We start from the raw sequence: 22,493 nt of genomic DNA, 5'->3' as shown, positions 1-22,493 counted from the left end.
TAATTATGGACAAAGATAAAAAATTAGGTGAATTAGCAAAACAAATTTTAGCAGGGGTTGGTGGCAAAGATAATGTCGCTTATGTTACCCACTGTATGACAAGACTACGCTTCAATGTTAAGGATAGTAGCTTACCAAATGATGAGCAGTTAAAAGCCATTCCTGGTGTTTTAGGCGTCGCACATTCTGGTGGACAATTACAAATCATCATTGGGCAAACGGTCGATCAAGTTTATGCCAGTATTTGTACCCTTGGCGGGTTTAGCAATAGTAGTCCAATTAGTGAAAATCTTGATAAACCAAAAGAAAAGCTGACCTTTAAGCGCGTAGGAAATAATATTCTGGATGCTTTAGCTGGCTGTTTAACCCCGTTAATTCCACTTTTAGTTGCCGCTTCTATGTTCAAAATGGTGGTTGCCGTATTTGGACCGGGCATGTTAAATATCTTAACCGAAAAATCAGATTTATATACTTTACTGACTTTTGTGGGTGATGCTGGTTTTTATTTCTTCCCTATTTTTATCGCCTATACTGCATCAGTCAAATTTAAAACAACAACTGTTGTGGCAATGCTATTAGGTGGGATTATGATCCACCCGACTCTTGTACAAATTGCAACGGATGGACTCCCTTTCACAGTTTATGGTATTCCTGCACAAGCCCAGGTCTATTCAAGTACAGTCATTCCAATTATCTTAGCTGTTTGGGTCATGTCTTATGTAGAGAAATTCTTTAAAACCTATTTACCGAATTCATTAAAAACTATTTTTGCACCTACTTTTACAATTGCCATTATGATTCCATTGACTTTGGTCATTCTTGGACCTGCTGGGAATTTTATTGGTCAATATATTTCTGAAGGGATTCTAGCATTTGGTAACTTAGGTGGCTTTGCCCATTTAATCGCAATTGGTTTAATAGGCGCTCTATGGCAATTTTTAGTCATGACTGGGATGCATTTATTAATGATTACCACCATGTTCATGCTATTTGCCTCAAATGGTTCTGATAATTTTGTTACATTAGGTGCTGTAGCAGCCAGTATGGCAGTAACCGGTATGTGTATCGGAGCGGCTTTACGCATTAAGAATAAAGAGGAAAAGAATTTAGCATGGAGCTATGTCATTGCCGGAATTATTGGTGGTGTTACTGAACCAGGTCTTTATGGGGTAGCAGTAAAATACAAACGTCCATTTTGGGGATTAATGGCAGGTGGCTTTGCTGGCGCAGTTTATGCTTCACTAACAGGTGTAACAGCTTATGCCTTGGTTCCAGTTGCAAACTTTTTAGCCTTAAGCGCTTATGCAGGTGGCTCTACAACCAACTTAATCAATGGTATTATTAGTGGTATCATCTCGATTGTTGTCGCAGCAGTTATCACTTACTTTGTAGGTGTAGAAACGAAAGGTCAGGTGGAATAAATGAGTATTTTAATCAGAGCAGATGATTTAGGCTATTCCGAAGCAGTGAATTATGGCATTGCCAAATCAGTAATCGACGGGATTGTCAACAATGTAGGCGTCATGGTCAATATGCCTGCTAGCGAGCATGGACTGGCTTTATTAAAAAATGAAACCGTCTGTTATGGGTGTCATACTAATATTTGTGTAGGTAAGCCCTTAACAGATCCTAAATTGATTCCTAGTATTACAACAGCGGATGGTTCCTTTAAACCTTCAAAAGAATATCGTCAAGCGAAAGAAGACTTTGTTGTGTTAGAGGAAGTATTGCTTGAAATTGAAGCCCAATACCATAAATTTGTAGAACTAACTGGACAACAGCCACAATATTTTGAAGGCCATGCCGTTGAAAGCCCTAATGTCGTGAAAGGACTCCAAATGATTGCCGAAAAATATCAACTGAAATTTTCAGGCTTTTCCTTTGAGGGTGGGTCTATGCAGGTCAATAAAACCAAAGTCTATGTATTAATGGATAGCATGTTTCCAGCATATGATCCTCTTGAGAGCTTAAAAAAACTAGTGAAGCATCCTCATCAGGATGGAGTGGATATGATGATTTTACATCCAGGCTACCTAGATGATTTTATTTTAAAAACCTCTAGCTTAACCATTCCTAGAACCAAAGAAGTGGCAATGGCGATTAGTCCAGAAGCAAAAGAATTGTTGCGTCAAAGCAAGACACAACAACTGACTTATGATGATTTATAAACGTTAATTGAACCGATTAAAATAAGTCTAACTTTGATTATTGCATCAAAGTTAGACTTATTTTTTTGAAAAAAAGAAACACGTATCAAGTGCCCCTCATCATTTCGAAGATTTAATTACTATTTTATCATTCATAAAGAGCACCCAATATAGATTGATGGTCATATATTGGGCGAATCGTCATCCCTTGTCAGAACAAGGAATGAGACTTGCTCTTCTTGCTACGATTAAAATCGCAACACCTATATGATTATACACTATTTTCGTGTTCTGAAAAAGAAGAAAAAAGATTAGATAGGTTGTACTTTTGCTTTGATTTCTTCTAAAAATTCTTTGTGCCTTTGAGCTTGATATTTAAGTTTGCAACTTTCTAATACTACTATCGTTTCCTCCGCCAACTTAGTTCCTTGTTCAGCATCATTCCCAAACAAAATTAAAAATAAGCCATCGTAGTAGTTACAAATAGTTACTGCTAATAAATTTAATGGATTAAAGAATTCTTTTTTAGTTTCTTCTAGTATTTTTTTCGCTAAACTATATTTCTCATGTTTAATAGCTAAATCTATCACATTAAAATGAAATACTAGCATATCAAATCCAGATAAGTCGGCTATTGAATGCTTTTTTTTACCGATACACATCTGTTCAAAAAGAAAAAAAACCATTTCAGTTGGTAAAATATCATAAAAATCTGAAAGCATTCTAACATCATTTCTAGTATAGTAAGATAGAGAATTCAGATAATCAACTATTTCATCAATATATCTCTGTTCTAATTTTTCATTATTTCTGCGAGCGAATAGAAGCCTACATAAAATAAATGAATGTCTAAACAATATTTTATCACTTTCTTCAAATTGTTTTATACAAAGTTTCTCTAACTTTAATAAAGTTTGTATATTACCTAAATAATATGCATCTGCAATCAATGTTCGCAAATCTTTTTTATTATTATTTTCATTTAAAAACATAAACTCTTCTATACTAATATCAAAGTTTTCAAGTAACAATAATAATTTTGAAAAACTAATATTCACTTTATCATTTTCTACTCGATTATAATAAGAAAAATCCATAACTCCTTCTGCAACTTCACGTTGAGACAATCCTTTGGATTGTCTCAACAATCTTAATGTTTGACCAATTTTTTTCATAAGTGTCCTCCTGCAAATTCTTTGATGATTGTTTCGTATAATCCTAATAGTGCTCTAGATACTTTTATCTGTATTATAATCTACAATAGGAGGTGATAGCAATGTTTTACAATATTTTTAATTGGGTCATTTCACCATTTGGTGCCGGTTGGGTATCAAGAGGCTGATTTTACCTAGAACAAAAAACAAAGAAAAAAGGAGCCCTTTCAACAAGCTTGATAACCTTGCTGAGAGTCAACCCTATCAAAAAGTCAGAAATTTTTGTTAGGCATGCTCCAAAGCTATACTTTAAATTTAGACAATTACTTGTCTATTATTTGGTGTACCTATTGGTATAAGTGTAGTTTTGGAGAGATGACTAATAATAATTGGTCATCTCTTTTTTTGTTTGTTTTTTTAATCTTAATTAGGAGGATTAGCATATGGAAATAACAGAGATACAATTAAGAAGAATGGATACAGGAAATAAAATGAAGGCTCTTGCAGCAGTTATCTTTGATGATTCATTTATCATTCATGATATTAGAGTTATTGAAAATGAAGATCGAATGCTTGTTGTGATGCCAAGTAGAAAATACCCAGATGGCTCATTTGGTGATATTGCCCATCCATTAAATTCTGACATGCGACAAAGAATTGAACAAGCTGTTTTAAATGAATATCAAAAGAAATAATTGTAAACTGACAATATTCACAAAACCAACGACAACAAGGAGTGAGCAGGATGACATCAAAAAATATGAACTGGTTAGATATTCAAAAATATGAATTAGATTTAGATTTAATTAGAGAAAAAAGATTAGCGCTTAATTATACCCATAAAGAAATTGCTTATTATTTAGGCTATAAAAATCCATGTTCTTATTATAAGTATGAAAATGGAGACTATAGCTTTAAAGCAAATCAATTGCCTATTCTGGCACAAATATTAAATTGTGAATTATCTGCGCTGTATAAAAAAAGTAAGGAGTAATCACAAATTTTCATCGTAAAAAAACTGACCCACTTCGCTATTAACAAAGTGAGTCAGCTTTTTATCTATTTCTACTCATTCTTACTTTCTTCTTAGCTTTGGCAATTTTTGACTTTTCTTTCCCTTTACCAGTCTAAACCATAAGCAATCATTCCAAATAAATCTTGTAGCGTTTCCGCCCAAGTATCATGAGTCCAATACACTAAGTTATGTGCATGTGCCTCTTCATAGAATGATTCCCCTTCACCATACAAAGTTGGATTTTCCTGTTCAAAATCTTTCACTTTAATTGCGAAGCTATCTATTCCTATCGCTTCCATTGCAAAGAATAAATAATCATCTACTTCATTTAGGCCAATACCTTCCTCTACTTTTTTCAAATCAGTAGCTTTAATCACTGGAAGCTCCTCTAATTTTATGATAAAATTTCCACTTCCCAATGCTTCAATTTCCTCAATCCAGCCAATATGTAAGTAGTAATCCTCTAATAATTTAGGCAGCCCGCCTATTTCTGCTTTTTTTGGTTCACTTCTGCTTGTGAATAGGGGTTAAATTCAATCTCTTTTTCAATTAAAAATTGTTTGAATTCTGTAATCGTTAAACGCTCTCCAAATTCCATTGATTTCACTCCTTAAAGAATCACACTTAAAAGGATTGCTGTAAAAATAATAATTCCAGCTCCAATTAAGAATATTGTACCTAAATAATCTTTAACATATCTTTCCACAAAAGCTTCTTTGGGTTTATCAGGACGATAATAAACATTCATTTGGCTACCTAACGGAAATGTATCTTGCATCAAAGTATTAAAAGATATCGCTGAGTTATTTCGAATACGTAGTTTTGGTGCCAACAAATCTTCCGATGTTGTTTTAACTGAATTAAAAGGATTAGAGGTCGTAATCACTACTGTATACTTTAGTGCTTTACGATATTTTTTCCCCTCCACTATGTATTCTACAATTGGTGCACGTGTATCGCTTGTTGAATATTTAACAACCGTTCCTAAAATATGCTGTGTACAAAGCTGGCTTCTTCTGTTTTTTCTAAAAAAGAAAATTCCTATTCCGCCAAATATAAGTGCAAGTATCATCATGATGATAATGGGAATCCATTTAATCAATTGAATCGCTCCTAACTTTTCTTGTTTCTTAACAGGTCTATTTTTTCATTGCTAAACAGATACTAAAAGATTGATTATTTCTTTTAAGAAAAACTAAATTTAATCAATCCACTTTATTTCTCTGAGTCCATCCTCAAATGCTTTAATGAAATCATCTGCTATTTCTTTAATAGCAGGATAATTTTTCACTTGTTTTTTGAATGCCATTGGAAAAAATGTCATTAATTCTTGTCCAAGTGACTTTCTTGCAAATGCAATGTTGGCTTTAGGAATTGGTACTTTTGAATGGTACGAGTAATGCTCCAGCAATGTTGGCTCAGGAAAATCTTCGTCATGTAAAACGATTGTTATTAATAAAGCTGTATGATTTCTATAGGAATAACCTGATTTATCCGTTTCCATTCTCCTATCAATTCTTGACTGATTTTTATTCCCATATTGATTGGAAACAGTGTCCAAGCATATCAAAAAACCAAATGGAAGCTCAGGAAATTTATCTCCCAACTTGTTTAATTGCTCTAGTTCTTCACGACATTGGGATACACCACTGTGGGAATTAGCCCTACTTACTACTGACACAAATTTTTCTTTGTGCTTTTTCATACTAATTGCCTCCGTTCTTTTTTGAGAAACTTGCTTGTTTTTATTTATTGTATCTGTTTAAAAATAGCTAACCCCAATATAAGCCTAAATATTCCGTTTTAGCATGCTTAATAATCTCATCTAAAAAGCGACTTATTTTTTCAAATGGATAATTTAAATCACTCATTTCTGAGCTGACCTTTATGCCATTTTCATAGCGAATATTGGTCTCTACAGCTTGACACATGTCTCTATTAAATATTGCCTTTGCTTTCTTGACATTCTCTAAAGAACAAATCCCATCAAAATCCTCAACACACCACTTTGTATCAGCTATTTTCACTGGTGGAAAAACTTTTAATAATTCTTCCAAAACTGAAATATTAGGATCAGAATTGAAGGCATGGAACCATGCTATTCGCTCTTGCTTCCTTGCTAACTGGGTATCTGTCCTTAATTGATAGACTTCCACATCAAACCCCATTATTTCCTCTCCATTTCTCTCTAACTTTTTATGTATTCATCCATTCATTATACCAAATCTTACTTAAAAAAAAATACCGTTTTGACTGTATTTTAATTTTTGTTAGTCGTCATTGTACAACAAAAAAATCAGATAAGTAGCGAACATAACCTAAGCTGCTTATCTGATTTTTCATTGCCATTCTTAATGATTTAAACTGCCTCTTGATATTGGAAAAAATAATTAATAGCGGTCAATAAATCTTCCAAATAATTAATGTCTTCCCCTTCACTAACACCATACATACACAGCACATCTGACAATCCTTTTAAATGTCCAGAGATATAGCGAAAGTCTTCACTTGCAAATAATATACCAGCATCTGTTAACGCTTGTTCATTCCCCTCAGTCATACCATAAGCGACTTCACCACCCAGATAAACTTCTGGACTCTCTTCATTGAGATTTTCTTTCTTTATTGCTAGTTCAAATGAGTAGCAATATTCATCTGCTATATTGATAAACAAATTTTCTTCACTACTCCTGCTAATGAGCTCTGCTGGTGAAATAATTTCAATATAGCCATCATCAACATCTGTGAAATCGATCCTTCCAATCAATTGATAATAAGCAACTAGCGTCTCTGGAAGCTGTCCAAAATAAGCAATGGCCTCATTAATTTCTTCTTCACTATAGGGTGTCAGCTGAAATCCTTTGCTCACTAAATTTTCTTTTAATTCTCTCATGCTCAGATGCTGCATTGTTATGTACCTCCAACTATTCTGAACTTTATATCAAGTTTTTTGATAAAATAAAATATCCTCTTATCTAGATTCTTTTTTACAAATAACTAGTTCTAATCATTTAAAAATGCCTCTTCATAACGGAAAAAGTAATTGATTGCAGTTAATAAATCTTCTAAATAGTTTACATCTTCTGATTCATCCTCTTCCTGAGTCTTCATTTCCTCAGATAACTCTCTTACTTGTCCAGACAGATAAATAAAGTCTTCATCTGCAAATAGTAGCCCCGCTTCTTTCAATTCATTTTCTTTTTCCTCATCATCTTCAATCACATAGTAGGCCACTTCACCACTCAGATAAACTTGTGGATTTGCTTCGTTGAGATTTTCTGTTTTAATAGCGACATCAAACATCCCACAATATTCATCTGCAATCTTGATAAAATCTCCTTCTTTACCATTTATTTTGATAAGCTCTGTAGGAGATACTATTGTAATATGTGCACCATGATTATTGGATAGATCAACCTTTCCAATCAATTGATAATAAGCAACCAATGTTTCCGGAAGTTGACCAAAATATTCCTTTGCCTGGTTAATCTCTTCTTCGCTATAGGGGGTTAACTGAAATCCTTTGCTTGCTAAATTTTCTTTTAATTCCTTCATACTCAAATTCTGCATTGCTATGTACCTCCAAAATATTGTTTTCTTTATTCTAACAGTTTAGACTACAATATGTCTATCTAATTTTATTGGAAAATAAAAAAGCTGTCGCTCCATTGGAGTTTACAGCTTCTCATATGCTTTAATCTATTGCTTTCACTTGATATCTTAAAACCGTTTTCTGCTTTTCTGGTACTGTTTTTCTTGGATCAGATAAATAAATTTCTCTATGATAAGGACTATTTCGTTGCAGCCCTTGCTCCTTGCAATACGCATCCATGATTGCAAAGGTTGCTTCTTCCTCACTATAGGCACCTTTATGCAACATTTGAATACTACTTCCATCAGTTATTCTTTCAAATTGGACACGCTCATTATTGATGTTTGGCTTCTTAGCAGAAACGGCTTTGATATTTTCTAAGGCTAAAGCTTCAGTGACAAAATCAGGTTGACGGATCATGATTTTATAAGTTAAGTCATCTAAATTAAAGCCATCTCCTTCTTTAAAATCACTAAAAGCTTCTTCCTTAAGTGTCCATAAACCTTCTAATGGATACACAGTATAATCAAAATAACCATCTGGTGTGATTCCTTTTTTAGGCATCATTTTAATACCATAAGACATCGCATATAGCGCAGCAACAGCCTCACCAAAGTCTTCATCATTTGGATTTCCTTCTCCTGTTAATGTGTAATAGCTGTAAGTTGGTACCTCAATTAAAGTCGGTTTAGCTTTTGGTAAATAGGTTTCTTTTTCTGCTTTTCTCCATTCATGTTTCATCCTTCATGCCCCTTTTCATCTGTTAATAATAAAATCACTTCAGTCAGATATTTATTGGTATTTCCTTTGAATATCTTCCCTTGACCCTTGATAAATCTGATGATAAATTGTTCTTCTGTTTGTAATTGGTGTGTATTGACATAATCAATTAAATATTTATAGGCATCTCCTATATTGGTATAAGCGCCTATATGTTGCACCTGAATGCCTTTTTGTTTAGGTAGTGTACTCATCTGAACATTAGGATCATTGATTTCTCTTTTTACAGGAAGTCCAATTTGATAAGCACATTCCTCATCCATTGCTTCATCTAATAAAAATAACGGACCATTTGCATCAGCTTTAGCCGCCGAATAAAGCACATCAACCTCACGCCCCATCTCATGATATTCACCAGAAAACTCCTTATAAAGATACGGCTGCTGTGCTATTTCTACAAAAGTGTGTGTATACTGCTGTTGTAATGGCTGAGATTGAACCTCTGAAATGAATGTATCTAATGATTGAATTTGCTCTTCAATTTGGTCAATCTCTAATTTAAGCTGGTGCCTCTTTTCAATTAAATAATAGGATAACTCATCAAAATCAGAAATCGTCATCAAAATGTCTTTTATTTCTGAAATAGAGAAATGATGTTTACGTAATAATGATAAGAAGTTTGCCTTTTCATATTCTTCCTTCGAATAATAGCGATAACTATTATTTTCTTGTCGTAAAGTTGGCTTTAGAATATTTTCTTTATCATAATAACGTAAGGTACTTGTTGGCAGTCCTGTTATTTTTGCAAATTCATTGATTTTATACATTTTTTCACCTCCTATATCGAGTATAAACGTTAAAGCGCGGTGTAAAGTCAAGCCCTATTTTAAAACAAGATAAAAAAGCCTAGAAACAGAATCTATGCTTTTTTCATTTTGTAGGTTCTTAATAGCTTAACTCTTGACGCATCATCGTAATTTTTGCTTCTTTTTGATTGATCATCACTGTCGTTTCTTTGAATTTTACAAAGTCAAGTTCAGTCCAAAACTTGAATGCTTGTCCATTTTTTTGCAGCACACCCAATTGAATTTGCGTGTAACCTGCTTCAACTAATTGCTGCGCCACCTCTTGATAGACTTTCCTACCATGACCTTTATTTTTTTCTCCAATTAAAAGTAACCCTAAATGAACTTGGTGAGCTTCTGGATAGTTTAATAAAAGATCCATCACTCCAATAGCTTTTTGTGCATCTGTGATTAATCTATATACTTTTTTGACCTTATGATCACTGTCTGGTAGCATTTTTAAATCATTCTCTAAAGATTCGCTTGTGGGACTTTCATCTGTCAGAGCAAAATAAGCTGTATTCTGGAAATAAATGGCTAATGCCTTTGCTTTATTTTCAGTTGTTATTTTTTCATAGGTGTACACCCTATCGCCTCCAGTCACAATTATTTTTCTTTACTGAATGAATCCAAGAATAAGTTTTTCCTTATCTTCTTTCCCTCGATATTTAACTAGCTGTCAGCCATTTTTCTGCCTCACTACGAGCATTTTCAGTTTCTACATCAGGAACAATAGAATCATTTTGGTAAATTTTCCCTGTACGATCTTCAATTTTTGCAGTTGTTAATTGTAAATACGTCCCGTCATATAATGGGATACTTGTATTGACAGTTGTGTAAGCTGCAGAATTTTTTCCAAAAAACTGAACATTATCTAAGCCTTTAAAACAAAGTGCAGTCATTTCACCCGAGCTAGCAGTCATTTCATTAATCAAGACAGCTATCGGTATAGTTTTTATTTTTTCTGTCTTCTCATTTTTTACTGAATCCGATTCATCAGCTAATCGACCATTTTCAAGATTTATATCTGTTTTGCTGTCCTGTTTATCAATAAACGAAAACTGTCGTCCATCAGGAATTAAGTTAGAAATACCAGTAATCATAGGATGCATATCCCCACCAGTATTCTCTTGCAAATCGATGATGATTCCGTGATACGTTTTTTTATTGATTACTTGAGATAAGATATCCACATATTTTTGTGCCTCATCTTTGTTTAACATTCCAGAAAAAGCAGGAAGCTTCACATATAGAACTCCCTCTTTTTCTTCCGATGTTGGAAAAATATTCTCATTATTGCTTTCTTCTAATTCATTTTCTGTCATAATAAAAGAATGCTTTCCTCCAGCTACACCAATTGCTTTTTCTAACAAGGGTAGAACCTCTTCATAGCTATCAGCTTTTTTGATTTCTTTCAGTACTTCCTCTTTTGTATCAGCCCATTCTTTTGACTGCGTATAGAGACCTTCTCTATCCATTCTTTCAATGGCATATTGTCCATATTTTTCTGGTGAAGGTGGGAATAAATAAAAATTGTAATTTGGTCCATATGTATAAACTAAAAACAAAACACCAGCAATTATCACAGCCATTGCTGCTATAAAAAATTTCCAAAGCTTTTTCATTTTATCACTCCTTCAATCATATCATCATTTTTCAGTTCATTTATTTGAAAAACGTTTATTCTATTCAGTCAAATTTTATCATAAACTTATTTGCCAAAGCAACAGCTCAAACAGGCACTTCTACTACTATTATCAATTTTTTATTGTCATTTTTATTTGAACAATATGAGGTCTACCGAAAACAGAAATGGGAAACCGTTTATCAGCAAATTCCCTCCAGCCAGGATAGAATCAGGTTTTATCCAGCCAAGATTGAGAGATAAAATCGAAGGGATATAGAATCATTAAGATTCTGTTATTTTTCTTTTGAAAGCGTTGACATCTGATTTGAAAAGGCTTACAATTCCTACGTTAGAACTATCTAAAAGAAAAGAGGAATAAAACGATGAGTAACGATAACGCAGTACTAGCAAGAAATACAGAGAAAGCGCCAAAACAGGCACTTGCTTCACAAACAGTGGCTTTTTCTCATTATAACAACCTATCAGCGCAATTACCGATTGATCCAGCATCTGGTAAATTAGTGACTGGTGGCGTGAAAGAGCAAGCTGAGCAATGCTTTAAAAATATTGAAGCAATTGTTAACAGCATTGATCACGTAATGAGCGATATTGTTCGAGTGACTCTATTCGTTAAGGATATCAAAGATGTGGATGCTGTAGATGAAGTTTACCAAACATTCTTCCCTACATACCTCCCTTCAAGAACCGTTGTTGCGGTAGATGCGCTACCAATGGGTGCCTTAGTCCAAGTTGAAGCACTTGTTTCAAATGGAGAAGGAACCATTCCAAATGCACCACAAGCAGGTGATTTAATCAAACTAACAAATAACACATTAAATGCGCCAACAAGTCCATTGTCAACGCAAACGGTCTCTTTTTCACATTATAACAACCTGTCAGCACAATTACCGATTGATCCTAAAACAGGTCGCTTAGTTGTTGGCTGTGTCAAACAACAAACAAGACAGTGCTTAAAAAATATCAAAGCGATTTTAGAAAGTATTGATGTTCCTTTTGATGATATTGTAAAAGTAACAATTTTCCTTAAGGATCTATCACACACTGAAGCAGTCAACAAAGTCTATTCAACCTTCTTCCCAGATTCAGCGATTGCAAGAACAGTTGCTTATGTACCAGCACGAACAGTTGTTGCTGTGGCTGATTTACCAATGGGCGCTGCTGTTCAAATTGAAGTTGTGGTTTCACATGGAGATGGTACACCGCCACAAGCAATTGAAGACAGACATGGCCTAATTATTGAAGCTAACAATACAGAAAAAGCACCAAAAGATGCACTAGCAACACAAACAGTCGCTTTCTCTCACTATAATCATATTTCAGCACAATTACCAATTGATGCAACAACTGGTAAATTAGTGGCTGGTGGCGCGAAAGAGCAAGCTGCACAATGCTTAGCACACATCAAAGCAATTGTTGAAAGCGTTGATCATGTGATGGAGGATGTTGTTAAGGTAAATATCTTTCTTAAAAACATTGCAGATATAGATGCCGTTGATGAAGCTTACGCTACTTTCTTCCCTACTGGTACACCTGCAAGAAGAATCGTTGGTGTATCTGAGTTACCTCAGGGTGCTTTAATCCAAATTGATGCGATTGTAGGAAATGCTGAAGGAACACCTCCAATTGTTTAATTGAAGATAAAAAAATTCTTGGTAAAAACCGATTTGTCGGGCTTTTACCAAGAATTTTTATTTTTGAATACTGTGTTTCCAACTCAGCTTGGAATTCTGGCGGATAATCTGATACTGCTACAATCTTTTTTTATCGAACAAGAATTTTTTACTCACACTCCTAGTTCTCTTTTCATTTCTTCGTGAGAAATACTTTCATCCAAGGTATCATGATTTTCCATCGCTTTTTTATAAATGTCTTTATCCATTTGGTCTTCCAATGTTTCCAGTAATTTTGTTCTTACTAGCTCAGAGATAGTCATTCCATTTAAATCAGCCATTGCCAGTATAAAAGATTTTTCTTCTTCTGATACTTGAAAATTAATTGTATGCATTTCCTTGTACCTCCGTGGATAAATTTGTTAGTACCTCAGTAACATTATATTTAGAGTTGAACTAGCTTTCAAATATGCAAGCTTATGAAAGCAATAACCATACAAACTTACTAATGATAGTAATCACACTAAATACAAATGAAAAGACTAAAACAATGATTACTTTATTCAAAAAATCTCTTTTTTTTCTGACGGCTTCAATATCATTCCCTTCCACAAAAGCAACAATCTCAGCATAAGTTTTAATATCCTTGTCTTTTTTCATCTTCTCAATTTTTAGCGCAGCAATCATTGCAATCGCCCAAAATCCCATAGAAATGCCGAAGCCATACCAGCCCCACTTCTCTACAAAAGGGACAATAGAGACCGCTGTTAATATCATAAATATCAGCATCCTCCAAGTGAGCTTATCCATTTTTTCTCTATCAATGCTTTTTTTCATTTTCTCCACGTCTCCCTTAACCAATTCATCTAAGGTAACATCAAAAAGTGTACTTAGCGCAATTAAATTGTGGATATCAGGATAAGTATGATCATTTTCCCATTTAGAAATGGATTGTCGTGTCACATAAATTTTTTGTGCCAATTCTTCTTGAGAATAACCCTCTCTTTCTCGATACATTTTTAACTGCTTACTAAAATTCATTTTTGCTACCTCCCTTGAATTGAGCTTAACGTAGGTGCGATTATTTTGTCTGTCTATTGTAGCATACTTCCATAGAAATGTAGCTGTATACTTGAGTTTACATGCTTACAATTATTGGTATATCAGCCTTTCATTTGATAAATGATGCAACTCTGCATAAGTCTATTTAGCACAGCATTCGATAAAATCAGCGACCTGCTCCCAAAAGAGTAAGTCGCTGATTTTATTTTTAGATGGCAGTCGTATGTAAAGTTGAATCAATATTTAAGATAAATTTGCTTCCCCAATGATTCTAATTGCTCGCTCAACCCCTGCATCCTCATGATCAAATATTTTATCCCAGGTTTAACTTTTTCCGGTCATATATTTACTAGTAATATGAAATAGCTCGCTCAACATTATCAAGTTTTTGCGCTATTTTACAAGATGAAATAAATTAGTTACATGTATAGCTATTATTTTCTCAATAAAAACGTAACCCTACATGAATGATTTCCATTAAAAAATACGTCTCATACTTATTTATTCTTTACAAAGGTCTATGAAATATGAGAGAATAACCAAAATAAGGTTGAACGAAACTTTTATTAAGGTTAACCTAAAAATGAGTTACAAGCATCATCAGAACCTTAATAAATTTATAGGTCTGGGTTGGATTTATAAGATATATTCAGCAGTAATAAGGAATAGTTTTTGTTAAAAAATGGACAATTGTATGCTTGTCTCCTATCACTTTTAAAACAGATTAATGGAACAGCATTATCTAAGTGAATTGGCCAGACAACAGCAACAGGTAACTATCACAAGTTTGTTTCCTCTTCAAATCAGTGACTATTTTTTAATGAACCAGCAAATATAATCTACAAAGGAGTTGAGGCATTCAAAAAATGGAAATGACACATGTTAACAGCGGTTTATTAACCATAAACCTACTGATATTTTTATTGATTCAAGACTAAAAAAAAGGAGTAGAAGTAGATGGAGAATTTAAAAAAATTAATAAGTTATACAGGTAATTATCGGAAATTTTTATATGGGTCTATTTTTTTATCGGCACTTAGTACACTCTTATTGTTTATTCCCTATTATAGTGTTTATCGCTTAATTTCTTTTTCTCTTTTAAGAGGAAAAGAATATGATGTCACTTTCTATGGACTCATTGCACTAAGCAGTATTATCTTGGGGTTATTGATGTATTATTTGTCTCTTTGGTGTAGTCACTTAGCTGGTTTTAGAATAGAGCGTAATATGCGTAATACAGGAATGAATAGATTGTTAAATGTTTCTCTGAATTTCTTTGATACAAATGAATCAGGTAAAGTGCGCAAAACAATTGATGACAATGCAGCGATTACCCATTCCTTTGTTGCACATAATCTGCCAGATTTAGTCAATACAGTGATTAGTCCAATTCTGATACTGAGCGTGATGTTTTACTTAAGTTGGCAATTGGCTTTGCTATTGATTGTAGTGATGGTACTATCATTACTTTGTATTAAAAGAATGATGGGAAATGTTGAAACTATGCAAAAATATTTAACCTCATTGGAACGGATGACAACGGAGGCAACAGAATTTGTCAGAGGTATGCAGGTTATTAAAATATTTAATGCCAGTCTAGATACATTTAAAAATTTTCGCCAATCAATCAATGATTATTCTGATTGGGCACTAAAATACTCTTTCTCTGTCAGACAACCATTTATCGCCAATCAAATTGTGTTAAATGCCTTAGGGGTTATCTTAGTTTTAGTCGCTTACCCTTTTTTACAACAGAGCCCCTTAGACACACTTTTTTTTGTGAATCTTATATTTTGTATGATATTTAGTAGCAAATTAGTGAGTTTTTTATTAAAGATTCTTTATACTGGGAAAAATGCATCCATGGCATTTGAAGCGGTTAATCGCTTAGATGGTCTATTTGAAGCCTATGAGATGACTGAACCAGTAACGCAAGCAAGCAGCGAATTTCATACTTATGATATTGCATTTAAGGATGTTGCTTTCTCTTACATAGAAGGATTACCAGTGCTTAAAAAGCTTTCCTTTGTTGTACCAGAAGGCTCACTAATGGCAATTGTTGGAGGAAGTGGTAGTGGAAAATCTACCATAGCCAAGCTAGCTTCAAAAATGTATGAAGGATATGATGGGCGCATTGAGATAGGAGGAGTCCCTCTAAATAAGATTGATGAAGAGTTCTTAATGGACAATATGAGTTATATTTTTCAAGAAACAAAATTATTTAATAAATCTATTTTAGATAATCTCAAAATGGCCAATCCTATGGCTACTAAAGAACGCATTCAAAAGGCTTTGAAAGATAGCGAATGTTTGGAAATTATTGATAAGCTTCCTCTAGGATTAGACACTAAAATTGGCTCTACTGGTGTGTATCTTTCAGGAGGAGAGCAACAACGATTAGCGATATGTCGTGTCTTTTTAAAAGATGATCCCATTATTATTTTAGATGAAGTCAGTGCTTCGATTGACCCTGAAAATGAGTATAAAATTCAATTAGCGCTTGACCGTTTAATTCAACATAAAACAGTCATAATGATTGCACATAAATTGTCTTTAATCGAAAATGCTGATCAAATTATTGTGTTAAAAGAAGGAGAAATTGTGGAGAAAGGAACACATCACTCCTTGTTAGAAAAGCATGGTATTTATGAAAAAATGCAAGCCTTATATGTTCAAACAAAACATTGGAATTTAGAGGAGGGGAAAAATAATGCTTAATCGAATCAGTCATCAATTTGCCCTTTCTAAGCAAGGGGCAAAAAATTATCTTCAAGCTTCGTGTTTATCATTTATTAATACGATAGTTGAAATGCTTCCTATCAGTTTTTTCCTCTTATTTGTGAGTGATATGCTGTCTTTTATTTCAACAGGAAAACCGTTTAAAAGTATCTACTTCTATCTTGCTTTTGGCTTACTTATTTTTATATTAATCGCATTAAGTAATTACTTTAGTTACACCTCACTCTATGTGGCGACTTACACTGAAAGTGCAGCAAGTCGTATTCGCTTAGCAGAAAAATTGAGAACTCTGCCTTTGTCTTTTTATTCAAGAAAAGATGTATCAGAGCTATCGAATATTGTCTTAAATGATGTGGCTGACTTAGAAGGAGCTTTCAGCCATGCGCTGCCACAAATCAATGGTATCATTGCATTCTTATGTGTTGCAGGCATTGGGTTAACGCTGACTCATTGGCCATTAGCTATTGTTAGTTTTATTGTGGTGCCCCTTTCTTTCTTAGTCTACAAATTATCCTTCTATTATGAGCAAAAAGCGCATAAAGACTATTTTTCATTACTAACAGAACAAAGCGAAGAGTTTCAAGAAACGATTGAAAAAGTCAAAGAAATTCGTTTTCTTAATCAAAAACAAACAACTAAAAAAGCCTTGTATGCACTGCTAGAAAAGCAGGAAAAGACACATATCAAAACTGAAATGGCTACAGCTATTTCACAAGGGCTGATTAGTGGTATTCTACAATCTGGGATGGGATTAGTGATCCTTTTTGGTGGCTACTGGTGGTTACAAGATGAGCTGAGTTTATTTCAACTATTTGTCTTCCTACTCGCAACAAGTCGTATTTATTCAGTGATTATTGAGCTTTATGAAAAACTATCAATGGTTCGCTATGTTCGTATTAGGATTGACCGCATCAATCAACTTTATCAAGAATCCGTTCAAGAAGGAGAAACAACACCTGTTTTCCCTCATTATGATGTGCAGGTTCAACATTTAGCATTTGGCTACCATCCAGAAAAACCTGTCATAGAAGGAATCAATTTTAAAGCCAAAGAGGGTCAAGTAACGGCTCTGGTAGGACCATCAGGATCTGGTAAAACAACTGTATTTAAATTGTTATCTAGATTATATGATTATACTGAAGGGTCAATCACAATTGGAAATGAAAATATTCAAGCAATTGATACAGAGTATTTATTTACAAAAATAGCGATTGTTTTTCAAGATGTGACGTTGTTTAATACAACAATCAAAGAAAATATTCGCATAGGTCGAAATAATGCAACTGATGAAGAAGTTTTACAGGCAGCCAAATTAGCACAATGTGATGAATTTGCGCTAAAATCACCAGCAGGCTATGAGACGCTTATTGGTGAAAATGGGTCACGTTTATCTGGAGGGGAGCGTCAAAGAATTTCAATTGCGCGAGCTTTTTTGAAAAATGCTCCCATTGTCTTATTAGATGAAACCAGTTCAGCATTAGATTCAGAAAATGAATTAGCTGTTCAAACAGCATTATCTGCTTTAATTAAACAGAAAACAGTAATAGTCATTGCCCATCGCTTACGAACCATTGAAACGGCTTCTCATATTATTGTATTAAAAGATGGGAAAATTGCAGAGCAAGGAACGAAAGAAGAGTTACTTGCAAATAATCAACTATTTAAACGAATGTATGAGTATGAAGTAAAAACTTTTGATACACCAATTGTCAAATGATGATTGCTTCAACAAAAAAGTGACCTATTCAAATGAATAAGTCACTTTTTTATTGATTTACACTACTTACTGAGCAAGTAAATGCTCTGCAAGAGATAATGCCTTTGCACCATAAGCGGTTGAAGGTCCACCACCCATTAAAATAGCCACTTCAATGGTTTCTGTGATTTCTTCCATTGTAGCTCCGGCTTTAATCGCATCACGTACATGCCCTAAAATACAGTCCTCACAACGAATTGAAACAGCGATTCCTACAGCCATTAATTCTTTTACCTTGGTTGGTAACTGTTTTTCTTTTAATGCTTCCTGAGCAACTTCGCGGAATTTCCCCATCATTTCAGGAGCATTTTTATGTAATGCACTTTGTGTTGCAGCCAAATCTTTATAATCTTCTTGATAGTTTATCATTAGACATCCTCCTTTGATACTTACTATAAATAAGTGTAGTCCAACAATCTTGTTTAGTCAATGTTTCTTGATGAAGTTTAACTTAAAATCATTCAGCACATAATAAGCATACAACAATCTGAAATTGCGTTTATTTAAAACACGCTTAAATAACGACTAGATTTTAGTGGGCATCGCTAAAGTGTAGTAAACCATCAGAAAGCTAATCATGAAATCCATGATTGAAAATATTAACCAAATAGAAAAATGACTTTTAATGTTGTCACTATTTAAGGCTTTTATCTCTCAGTCTACAAATTAATTGAATGAGTTCGGGATGTTGACTATTTGAGAGGATATAATCGATGATATTTTTTCGACAGAGCACTTTGTTCAAAAGACTTGTATCTAATTCAGGAAATATTTGTAGGATATCTTTTTGAGAAACTTCATAAAATTGTTTTACAAGCAAGGCATCTTCTCTTTTCCGCTGTGAATCAGAGACGGGATAGCCCACACCAAACGGTTCACTAAAAAGATTACTCGCGATATTCTTTAATTCGATCTCTCCTGCCCAACCAAAACCAAGTCCAAGAGGTATTGAAACAGCATTCCCATCATTTATTCTACCAAATAGGTAGGCATCAGTTGCAGTTGGTGTATAGCCACAAATGACGTTTGGAAGTGCATTGCATGCAAGCATCATTCCTTGCCCTGATGAACAACCCGTTACAATAAAATCAACGGCTTTACTTGCTAAAAGTAAAGAAATATGTAGCGCTGTTTCAACATATGAATATTCGATAGTTTCATCAGCAAAGACACCAAAGTTAAGCACTTCAAAGCCCCTTTCTTCAGTTGCAGTATGGACGGTTTGAAACAATAATTCATTTTTCTCTTTTTGTGAAGTAGCCTGTATGACACCTATTTTCATTTGCTTTCCTCCTTTAAAATAATACTTTATTGCTTTCAAAAAATCAGAAAATAATGCTCTGAATAGAGAGAGTTGAATAATTGAGGAAAATATTAAAAAAAAAGATATCACTGAAGGTTCTATCTCATCATTTCTGATTTGGATCTCCTTGAATCAATCCTTGTAAATATAAATGAATAGCTGAATTCACTTCAGAATCAGGTAGTTCTTCTAAACATTTACTTGCAAAATCTTTCATTTCAGGAAGCGTTACGCCGAGTTTATCCATCAATAGGGAAACTTGAAATTGTAGGCCAAGCTTTTCAATTTCAAGCTGTCGAATACGTTTTTCTAGCTCATTCATTTTATCACCTCTATTTTGTTATTGAGCAATTTTATAATTAACTTCGTTGATATGTCAAGGTTTATAACGGATTAAAAACAACTACCTTCCCATTAATATGACACGTTTTCATCTTATTTTCAATAAAAAATACAGACGAATGAGCTGTTTTTACTCATTTTTCAAATTCGGCATCTCATATCTGCCATATCGTTCATTTAAATAATATCTTAAACCTAATCCATCTTTAGACCATCCCCATTCGGTATATTCCAGATGAGGATTTACTACGCCTAATTGCAGATTACCTTTTCCTGATTTTTCTGCATTTTTGTCTATGGTTGTACATATTGTTGAATCGTAAGAAAATGAGTAGAAGTCGACTTTTCCTTCTTTTAAGATTTTTTTATCTTCTTCAGATTGAAGATAAGAAATGGCATACTTTGTTTTAAATACTGATAGGAATACATATAAATCTCCTTTTTTTACATACAGGTTTGGAAAATTAGTCAATTCCGCTTGACGCTAATTGCTCCAAATCACCCAAGAAATATTCAATAATATAAATCCTGAAATAAAAGCACAGGTTAATATAATGAGCCATTTCCATTTTCTTCCCTCTTTTAAATTCTCATTAATTCTTTTTACCATATCCATATCCTCCTTGATTAATTTATCTAAGGAGAGACTTAGGTAATCACTTAATTGAATGAATGAGTTGATATCAGGATCAGTCCGTTCATTTTCCCAACTAGAGATGGTCTTATCTGATACATTCATTAATTCAGCTAATTGTTTTTGTGTCCAATTATTTTTTCCCTGTATTGTGCGATGTTTTTTCCAATAGACATATTCAGACCCTCTTTGCCTTTTATCATATGAGAAAGTTGATAAATGACCTACCTATGTTTTGTGAAATCCTTGCTATATAAGGTCTCTATGTATTTAAGATATAAAAATAATTAAAAAAACAGGCAATCAAGACGAACATAGTGTATTTAATTTTTCATTATTTCATTCCCATTTTAGTTATTTTCAAGAAAGTTTGGTTGGTTTATTACTTTCTACTATTCTTCCTATCGAATAATCAAGAAAATAAATAGTGTAAACTAAAGCAATAAATGCTAATAAAATAAAGGTACACCATTTAAATACTCCGTCTATTCCTAATTGATCAAAATCCATAAAAAAGTAAACATAGTTGGCTTCTTTACCAGTCACAAGTGAACTCGTGTAACTATATAAACTCGTAATCGAAAAATAAACAATTGGGATGGACACGCAAATTAGTGGTTCTTTTCTTGGAATTTTACCTTTTCCATCAAATAATAACCAATCTAACAGCATCGCACATGGTGCAAAATAGTGGGCAATGATGTTCCCGTAAGTGAATACCTGATAGTGAGGGTTCTCTATTATTTTTTCTGGTAATAAAATAAAATGATAAATGATACCAGTTGTTAAAATCATGACAACTCCTATCAATCTCCCTTTAGAAGTTAACTCTTTATCTGTAAAAAAGCTTAGTATAGCGATAAATGTAAGCATCAGAATATAAATATTACTGATAGATGTAAAGGAATAAAATGTCTGTAATTGTAATTTACCTCCCAATAGACCAGCTCGTGCTAAGATACCTGTTATGAGTAGGATAGAAAATATGATTTTATAACTCAAACTAATTTTGGTTGTTTTATCGATCATTGTCAGCTCCATTCCTCTTACATTAATATTTTTTCGTTGTTTAAAAAATAGAAATCAGATGGTTTCTGTCCGAATACTCAACTGCTATCCAGTCATTCATTTCATGTGATTCAAGTCCTATCAATCCATTTAGACAACTCTATCAATTCCATTGTTTCTTCCTTTATTACTAATCATCGTATCATAGCATGCTTGTCCAGTAAATCTTCATTTTCAAAACAGACTTAACGAACTAGCTTGTCCAGGAAAATAATTTAATTGAGAAAGCATCATCCTAACTATAGATTTAATAACCTGTTCATTTATTTAAAACATTTAAGTAACTATACTCTTTTATTGATTCATTTTCATTGGTATAATAAGAAAAAAGGATGGTGGATAATATGCGTTCCTATTACATATACATGTTAGAAATAGAAGGACCTCATGCAGAAAAGAGAGTTTATATTGGCAAAACCTATCAATTAGAAAAACGATTACAAGATCATCTAGGAGGAAATTGTAAATCTGCTGAGGCATTAAAACAGCATACAATTAAAGCGATTAAAGAAATACATAAAATAAAAGGATTAGAAGGCTTGGAAAGCTTAGCTGAACTAGATGCTATTACTTCTAGAATAGAGAATAAATCCATCACGGATAAAATGAATGGAGATGGTGGAAATAAAGCTAAGTATCGAGGCGGTTGTTATTTGTATAAATGGGATGATGATACCTTTGATCTTTTAAACCTAAATCATAAAAATTATGAGGAGTTAAAAAAGTATCCTTTGGAAAAAGTGAATAAGACTGAATATTTGGTAACTGGAAAGAATAAGCATCAAATTGTTAAAGACATCATGAAAGATATTCATTAAATTTATAATTTTTGATAGTCCACATTTATTGTCAATTTCA

27 protein-coding genes and 1 pseudogene are annotated in these 22,493 nt (G+C 33.5%); 8 read left to right on the top strand and 20 right to left on the bottom strand.

Going from position 1 to position 22,493, the window contains the following annotated elements:
- Window positions 1–2: 2 nt before the first annotated feature.
- The gene (locus tag BMW29_RS00535; protein ID WP_092649677.1) at window positions 3–1,421 is read left to right on the top strand and encodes a PTS transporter subunit EIIC; all 1,419 of its coding nucleotides are present in this window, start codon (window positions 3–5) and stop codon (window positions 1,419–1,421) included.
- On the top strand, window positions 1,422–2,168 hold the full coding sequence (locus BMW29_RS00530) for a ChbG/HpnK family deacetylase (protein WP_092649267.1): 747 nt from the start codon (window positions 1,422–1,424) through the stop codon (window positions 2,166–2,168). It begins immediately after the preceding gene.
- Window positions 2,169–2,458: 290 nt separating this feature from the next.
- On the opposite strand, the gene BMW29_RS00525 is transcribed toward BMW29_RS00530, so the two are convergent.
- Complete coding sequence (locus tag BMW29_RS00525) at window positions 2,459–3,322, bottom strand: helix-turn-helix domain-containing protein (RefSeq protein WP_092649266.1); 864 nt, start codon at window positions 3,320–3,322, stop codon at window positions 2,459–2,461.
- A gap of 422 nt (window positions 3,323–3,744) precedes the next feature.
- On the opposite strand from BMW29_RS00525, the gene spoVG reads away from it, so the two are divergent.
- Entirely contained in the window at window positions 3,745–3,996 is a 252-nt protein-coding gene (spoVG, locus tag BMW29_RS00520; RefSeq protein ID WP_092649265.1) for a septation regulator SpoVG, read from the top strand.
- A 50-nt stretch (window positions 3,997–4,046) separates the two neighbouring features.
- Window positions 4,047–4,295: a helix-turn-helix domain-containing protein gene (locus BMW29_RS00515; protein WP_218139620.1), complete on the top strand. Its 249-nt coding sequence runs from the start codon at window positions 4,047–4,049 to the stop codon at window positions 4,293–4,295.
- 125 nt (window positions 4,296–4,420) lie between these two features.
- On the opposite strand, the gene BMW29_RS00510 is transcribed toward BMW29_RS00515, so the two are convergent.
- The 10 genes from BMW29_RS00510 to BMW29_RS00465 all read right to left on the bottom strand — a co-directional run bounded on the left by BMW29_RS00510 (window position 4,421) and on the right by BMW29_RS00465 (window position 11,098).
- Window positions 4,421–4,693, bottom strand: coding sequence for a hypothetical protein (locus BMW29_RS00510; RefSeq protein WP_143047317.1), 273 nt, complete (start codon window positions 4,691–4,693; stop codon window positions 4,421–4,423).
- A 233-nt stretch (window positions 4,694–4,926) separates the two neighbouring features.
- Entirely contained in the window at window positions 4,927–5,418 is a 492-nt protein-coding gene (locus BMW29_RS00505) for a DUF3592 domain-containing protein (RefSeq protein WP_092649263.1), read from the bottom strand.
- Window positions 5,419–5,517: 99 nt separating this feature from the next.
- Window positions 5,518–6,021, bottom strand: coding sequence for a hypothetical protein (locus BMW29_RS00500; protein ID WP_092649262.1), 504 nt, complete (start codon window positions 6,019–6,021; stop codon window positions 5,518–5,520).
- A 67-nt stretch (window positions 6,022–6,088) separates the two neighbouring features.
- The gene (locus tag BMW29_RS00495) at window positions 6,089–6,484 is read right to left on the bottom strand and encodes a hypothetical protein (protein ID WP_092649261.1); all 396 of its coding nucleotides are present in this window, start codon (window positions 6,482–6,484) and stop codon (window positions 6,089–6,091) included.
- A 191-nt stretch (window positions 6,485–6,675) separates the two neighbouring features.
- Window positions 6,676–7,224 carry a hypothetical protein gene (locus BMW29_RS00490; protein ID WP_092649260.1) on the bottom strand — a complete coding sequence of 183 codons (549 nt, stop codon included), beginning with the start codon at window positions 7,222–7,224 and terminating at the stop codon, window positions 6,676–6,678.
- A gap of 95 nt (window positions 7,225–7,319) precedes the next feature.
- Complete coding sequence (locus tag BMW29_RS00485; RefSeq protein WP_092649259.1) at window positions 7,320–7,886, bottom strand: hypothetical protein; 567 nt, start codon at window positions 7,884–7,886, stop codon at window positions 7,320–7,322.
- A 124-nt stretch (window positions 7,887–8,010) separates the two neighbouring features.
- The gene (locus tag BMW29_RS00480; protein ID WP_092649258.1) at window positions 8,011–8,649 is read right to left on the bottom strand and encodes a GyrI-like domain-containing protein; all 639 of its coding nucleotides are present in this window, start codon (window positions 8,647–8,649) and stop codon (window positions 8,011–8,013) included.
- Window positions 8,646–9,455, bottom strand: coding sequence for a MerR family transcriptional regulator (locus tag BMW29_RS00475; protein ID WP_092649257.1), 810 nt, complete (start codon window positions 9,453–9,455; stop codon window positions 8,646–8,648). Before BMW29_RS00475 ends, BMW29_RS00480 begins: the two co-directional genes overlap by 4 nt.
- A gap of 118 nt (window positions 9,456–9,573) precedes the next feature.
- Window positions 9,574–10,059, bottom strand: coding sequence for a GNAT family N-acetyltransferase (locus BMW29_RS00470; protein WP_092649256.1), 486 nt, complete (start codon window positions 10,057–10,059; stop codon window positions 9,574–9,576).
- A gap of 82 nt (window positions 10,060–10,141) precedes the next feature.
- On the bottom strand, window positions 10,142–11,098 hold the full coding sequence (locus BMW29_RS00465) for a S41 family peptidase (protein ID WP_092649255.1): 957 nt from the start codon (window positions 11,096–11,098) through the stop codon (window positions 10,142–10,144).
- Between the two features lie 385 nt (window positions 11,099–11,483).
- Here BMW29_RS00465 and BMW29_RS00460 point away from each other — a divergent pair, with 385 nt between their 5' ends.
- Window positions 11,484–12,752: a RidA family protein gene (locus BMW29_RS00460; protein WP_092649254.1), complete on the top strand. Its 1,269-nt coding sequence runs from the start codon at window positions 11,484–11,486 to the stop codon at window positions 12,750–12,752.
- 152 nt (window positions 12,753–12,904) lie between these two features.
- Here BMW29_RS00460 and relB read toward each other — a convergent pair whose 3' ends face one another.
- Window positions 12,905–13,126, bottom strand: a complete 222-nt coding sequence (gene relB / locus BMW29_RS00455; RefSeq protein ID WP_092649253.1) for a type II toxin-antitoxin system RelB family antitoxin — start codon at window positions 13,124–13,126, stop codon at window positions 12,905–12,907.
- An 82-nt stretch (window positions 13,127–13,208) separates the two neighbouring features.
- Window positions 13,209–13,772 (bottom strand): helix-turn-helix domain-containing protein, encoded by a 564-nt coding sequence (locus BMW29_RS00450; RefSeq protein WP_092649252.1) that lies wholly within the window; start codon window positions 13,770–13,772, stop codon window positions 13,209–13,211.
- 978 nt (window positions 13,773–14,750) lie between these two features.
- Here BMW29_RS00450 and BMW29_RS00445 point away from each other — a divergent pair.
- Window positions 14,751–16,511: an ABC transporter ATP-binding protein gene (locus BMW29_RS00445; RefSeq protein WP_092649251.1), complete on the top strand. Its 1,761-nt coding sequence runs from the start codon at window positions 14,751–14,753 to the stop codon at window positions 16,509–16,511.
- Window positions 16,504–18,249 (top strand): ABC transporter ATP-binding protein, encoded by a 1,746-nt coding sequence (locus BMW29_RS00440; RefSeq protein ID WP_092649250.1) that lies wholly within the window; start codon window positions 16,504–16,506, stop codon window positions 18,247–18,249. The genes BMW29_RS00445 and BMW29_RS00440 overlap by 8 nt, the downstream gene beginning before the upstream one ends.
- A 66-nt stretch (window positions 18,250–18,315) precedes the next feature.
- On the opposite strand, the gene BMW29_RS00435 is transcribed toward BMW29_RS00440, so the two are convergent.
- The 7 genes and pseudogenes from BMW29_RS00435 to BMW29_RS00410 all read right to left on the bottom strand — a co-directional run bounded on the left by BMW29_RS00435 (window position 18,316) and on the right by BMW29_RS00410 (window position 21,596).
- Window positions 18,316–18,657: a carboxymuconolactone decarboxylase family protein gene (locus BMW29_RS00435; RefSeq protein WP_092649249.1), complete on the bottom strand. Its 342-nt coding sequence runs from the start codon at window positions 18,655–18,657 to the stop codon at window positions 18,316–18,318.
- A 265-nt stretch (window positions 18,658–18,922) separates the two neighbouring features.
- Complete coding sequence (locus BMW29_RS00430) at window positions 18,923–19,570, bottom strand: RpiB/LacA/LacB family sugar-phosphate isomerase (RefSeq protein WP_092649248.1); 648 nt, start codon at window positions 19,568–19,570, stop codon at window positions 18,923–18,925.
- 127 nt (window positions 19,571–19,697) lie between these two features.
- Window positions 19,698–19,913, bottom strand: a complete 216-nt coding sequence (locus BMW29_RS00425; RefSeq protein ID WP_092649247.1) for a hypothetical protein — start codon at window positions 19,911–19,913, stop codon at window positions 19,698–19,700.
- Window positions 19,914–20,063: 150 nt separating this feature from the next.
- Window positions 20,064–20,405, bottom strand: a complete 342-nt coding sequence (locus BMW29_RS00420; protein WP_092649246.1) for a family 1 glycosylhydrolase — start codon at window positions 20,403–20,405, stop codon at window positions 20,064–20,066.
- A gap of 12 nt (window positions 20,406–20,417) precedes the next feature.
- Window positions 20,418–20,543: a hypothetical protein gene (locus BMW29_RS14160; RefSeq protein ID WP_281241478.1), complete on the bottom strand. Its 126-nt coding sequence runs from the start codon at window positions 20,541–20,543 to the stop codon at window positions 20,418–20,420.
- A 72-nt stretch (window positions 20,544–20,615) separates the two neighbouring features.
- Window positions 20,616–20,672, bottom strand: a pseudogene (locus BMW29_RS14210) (helix-turn-helix domain-containing protein); the annotation flags it as partial.
- A 255-nt stretch (window positions 20,673–20,927) separates the two neighbouring features.
- The gene (locus tag BMW29_RS00410; protein WP_092649244.1) at window positions 20,928–21,596 is read right to left on the bottom strand and encodes a Pr6Pr family membrane protein; all 669 of its coding nucleotides are present in this window, start codon (window positions 21,594–21,596) and stop codon (window positions 20,928–20,930) included.
- Between the two features lie 383 nt (window positions 21,597–21,979).
- Here BMW29_RS00410 and BMW29_RS00405 point away from each other — a divergent pair, with 383 nt between their 5' ends.
- On the top strand, window positions 21,980–22,453 hold the full coding sequence (locus BMW29_RS00405; RefSeq protein ID WP_177165620.1) for a GIY-YIG nuclease family protein: 474 nt from the start codon (window positions 21,980–21,982) through the stop codon (window positions 22,451–22,453).
- The last annotated feature ends 40 nt before the right edge of the window (window positions 22,454–22,493 follow it).

Origin of the sequence: Isobaculum melis (genome assembly GCF_900111355.1) — a bacterium.
Lineage (GTDB): Bacteria > Bacillota > Bacilli > Lactobacillales > Carnobacteriaceae > Isobaculum > Isobaculum melis.
The sequence above is the reverse complement of the archived record's forward strand: the minus strand, read 5'-3'. Positions and strand labels throughout refer to the sequence as shown.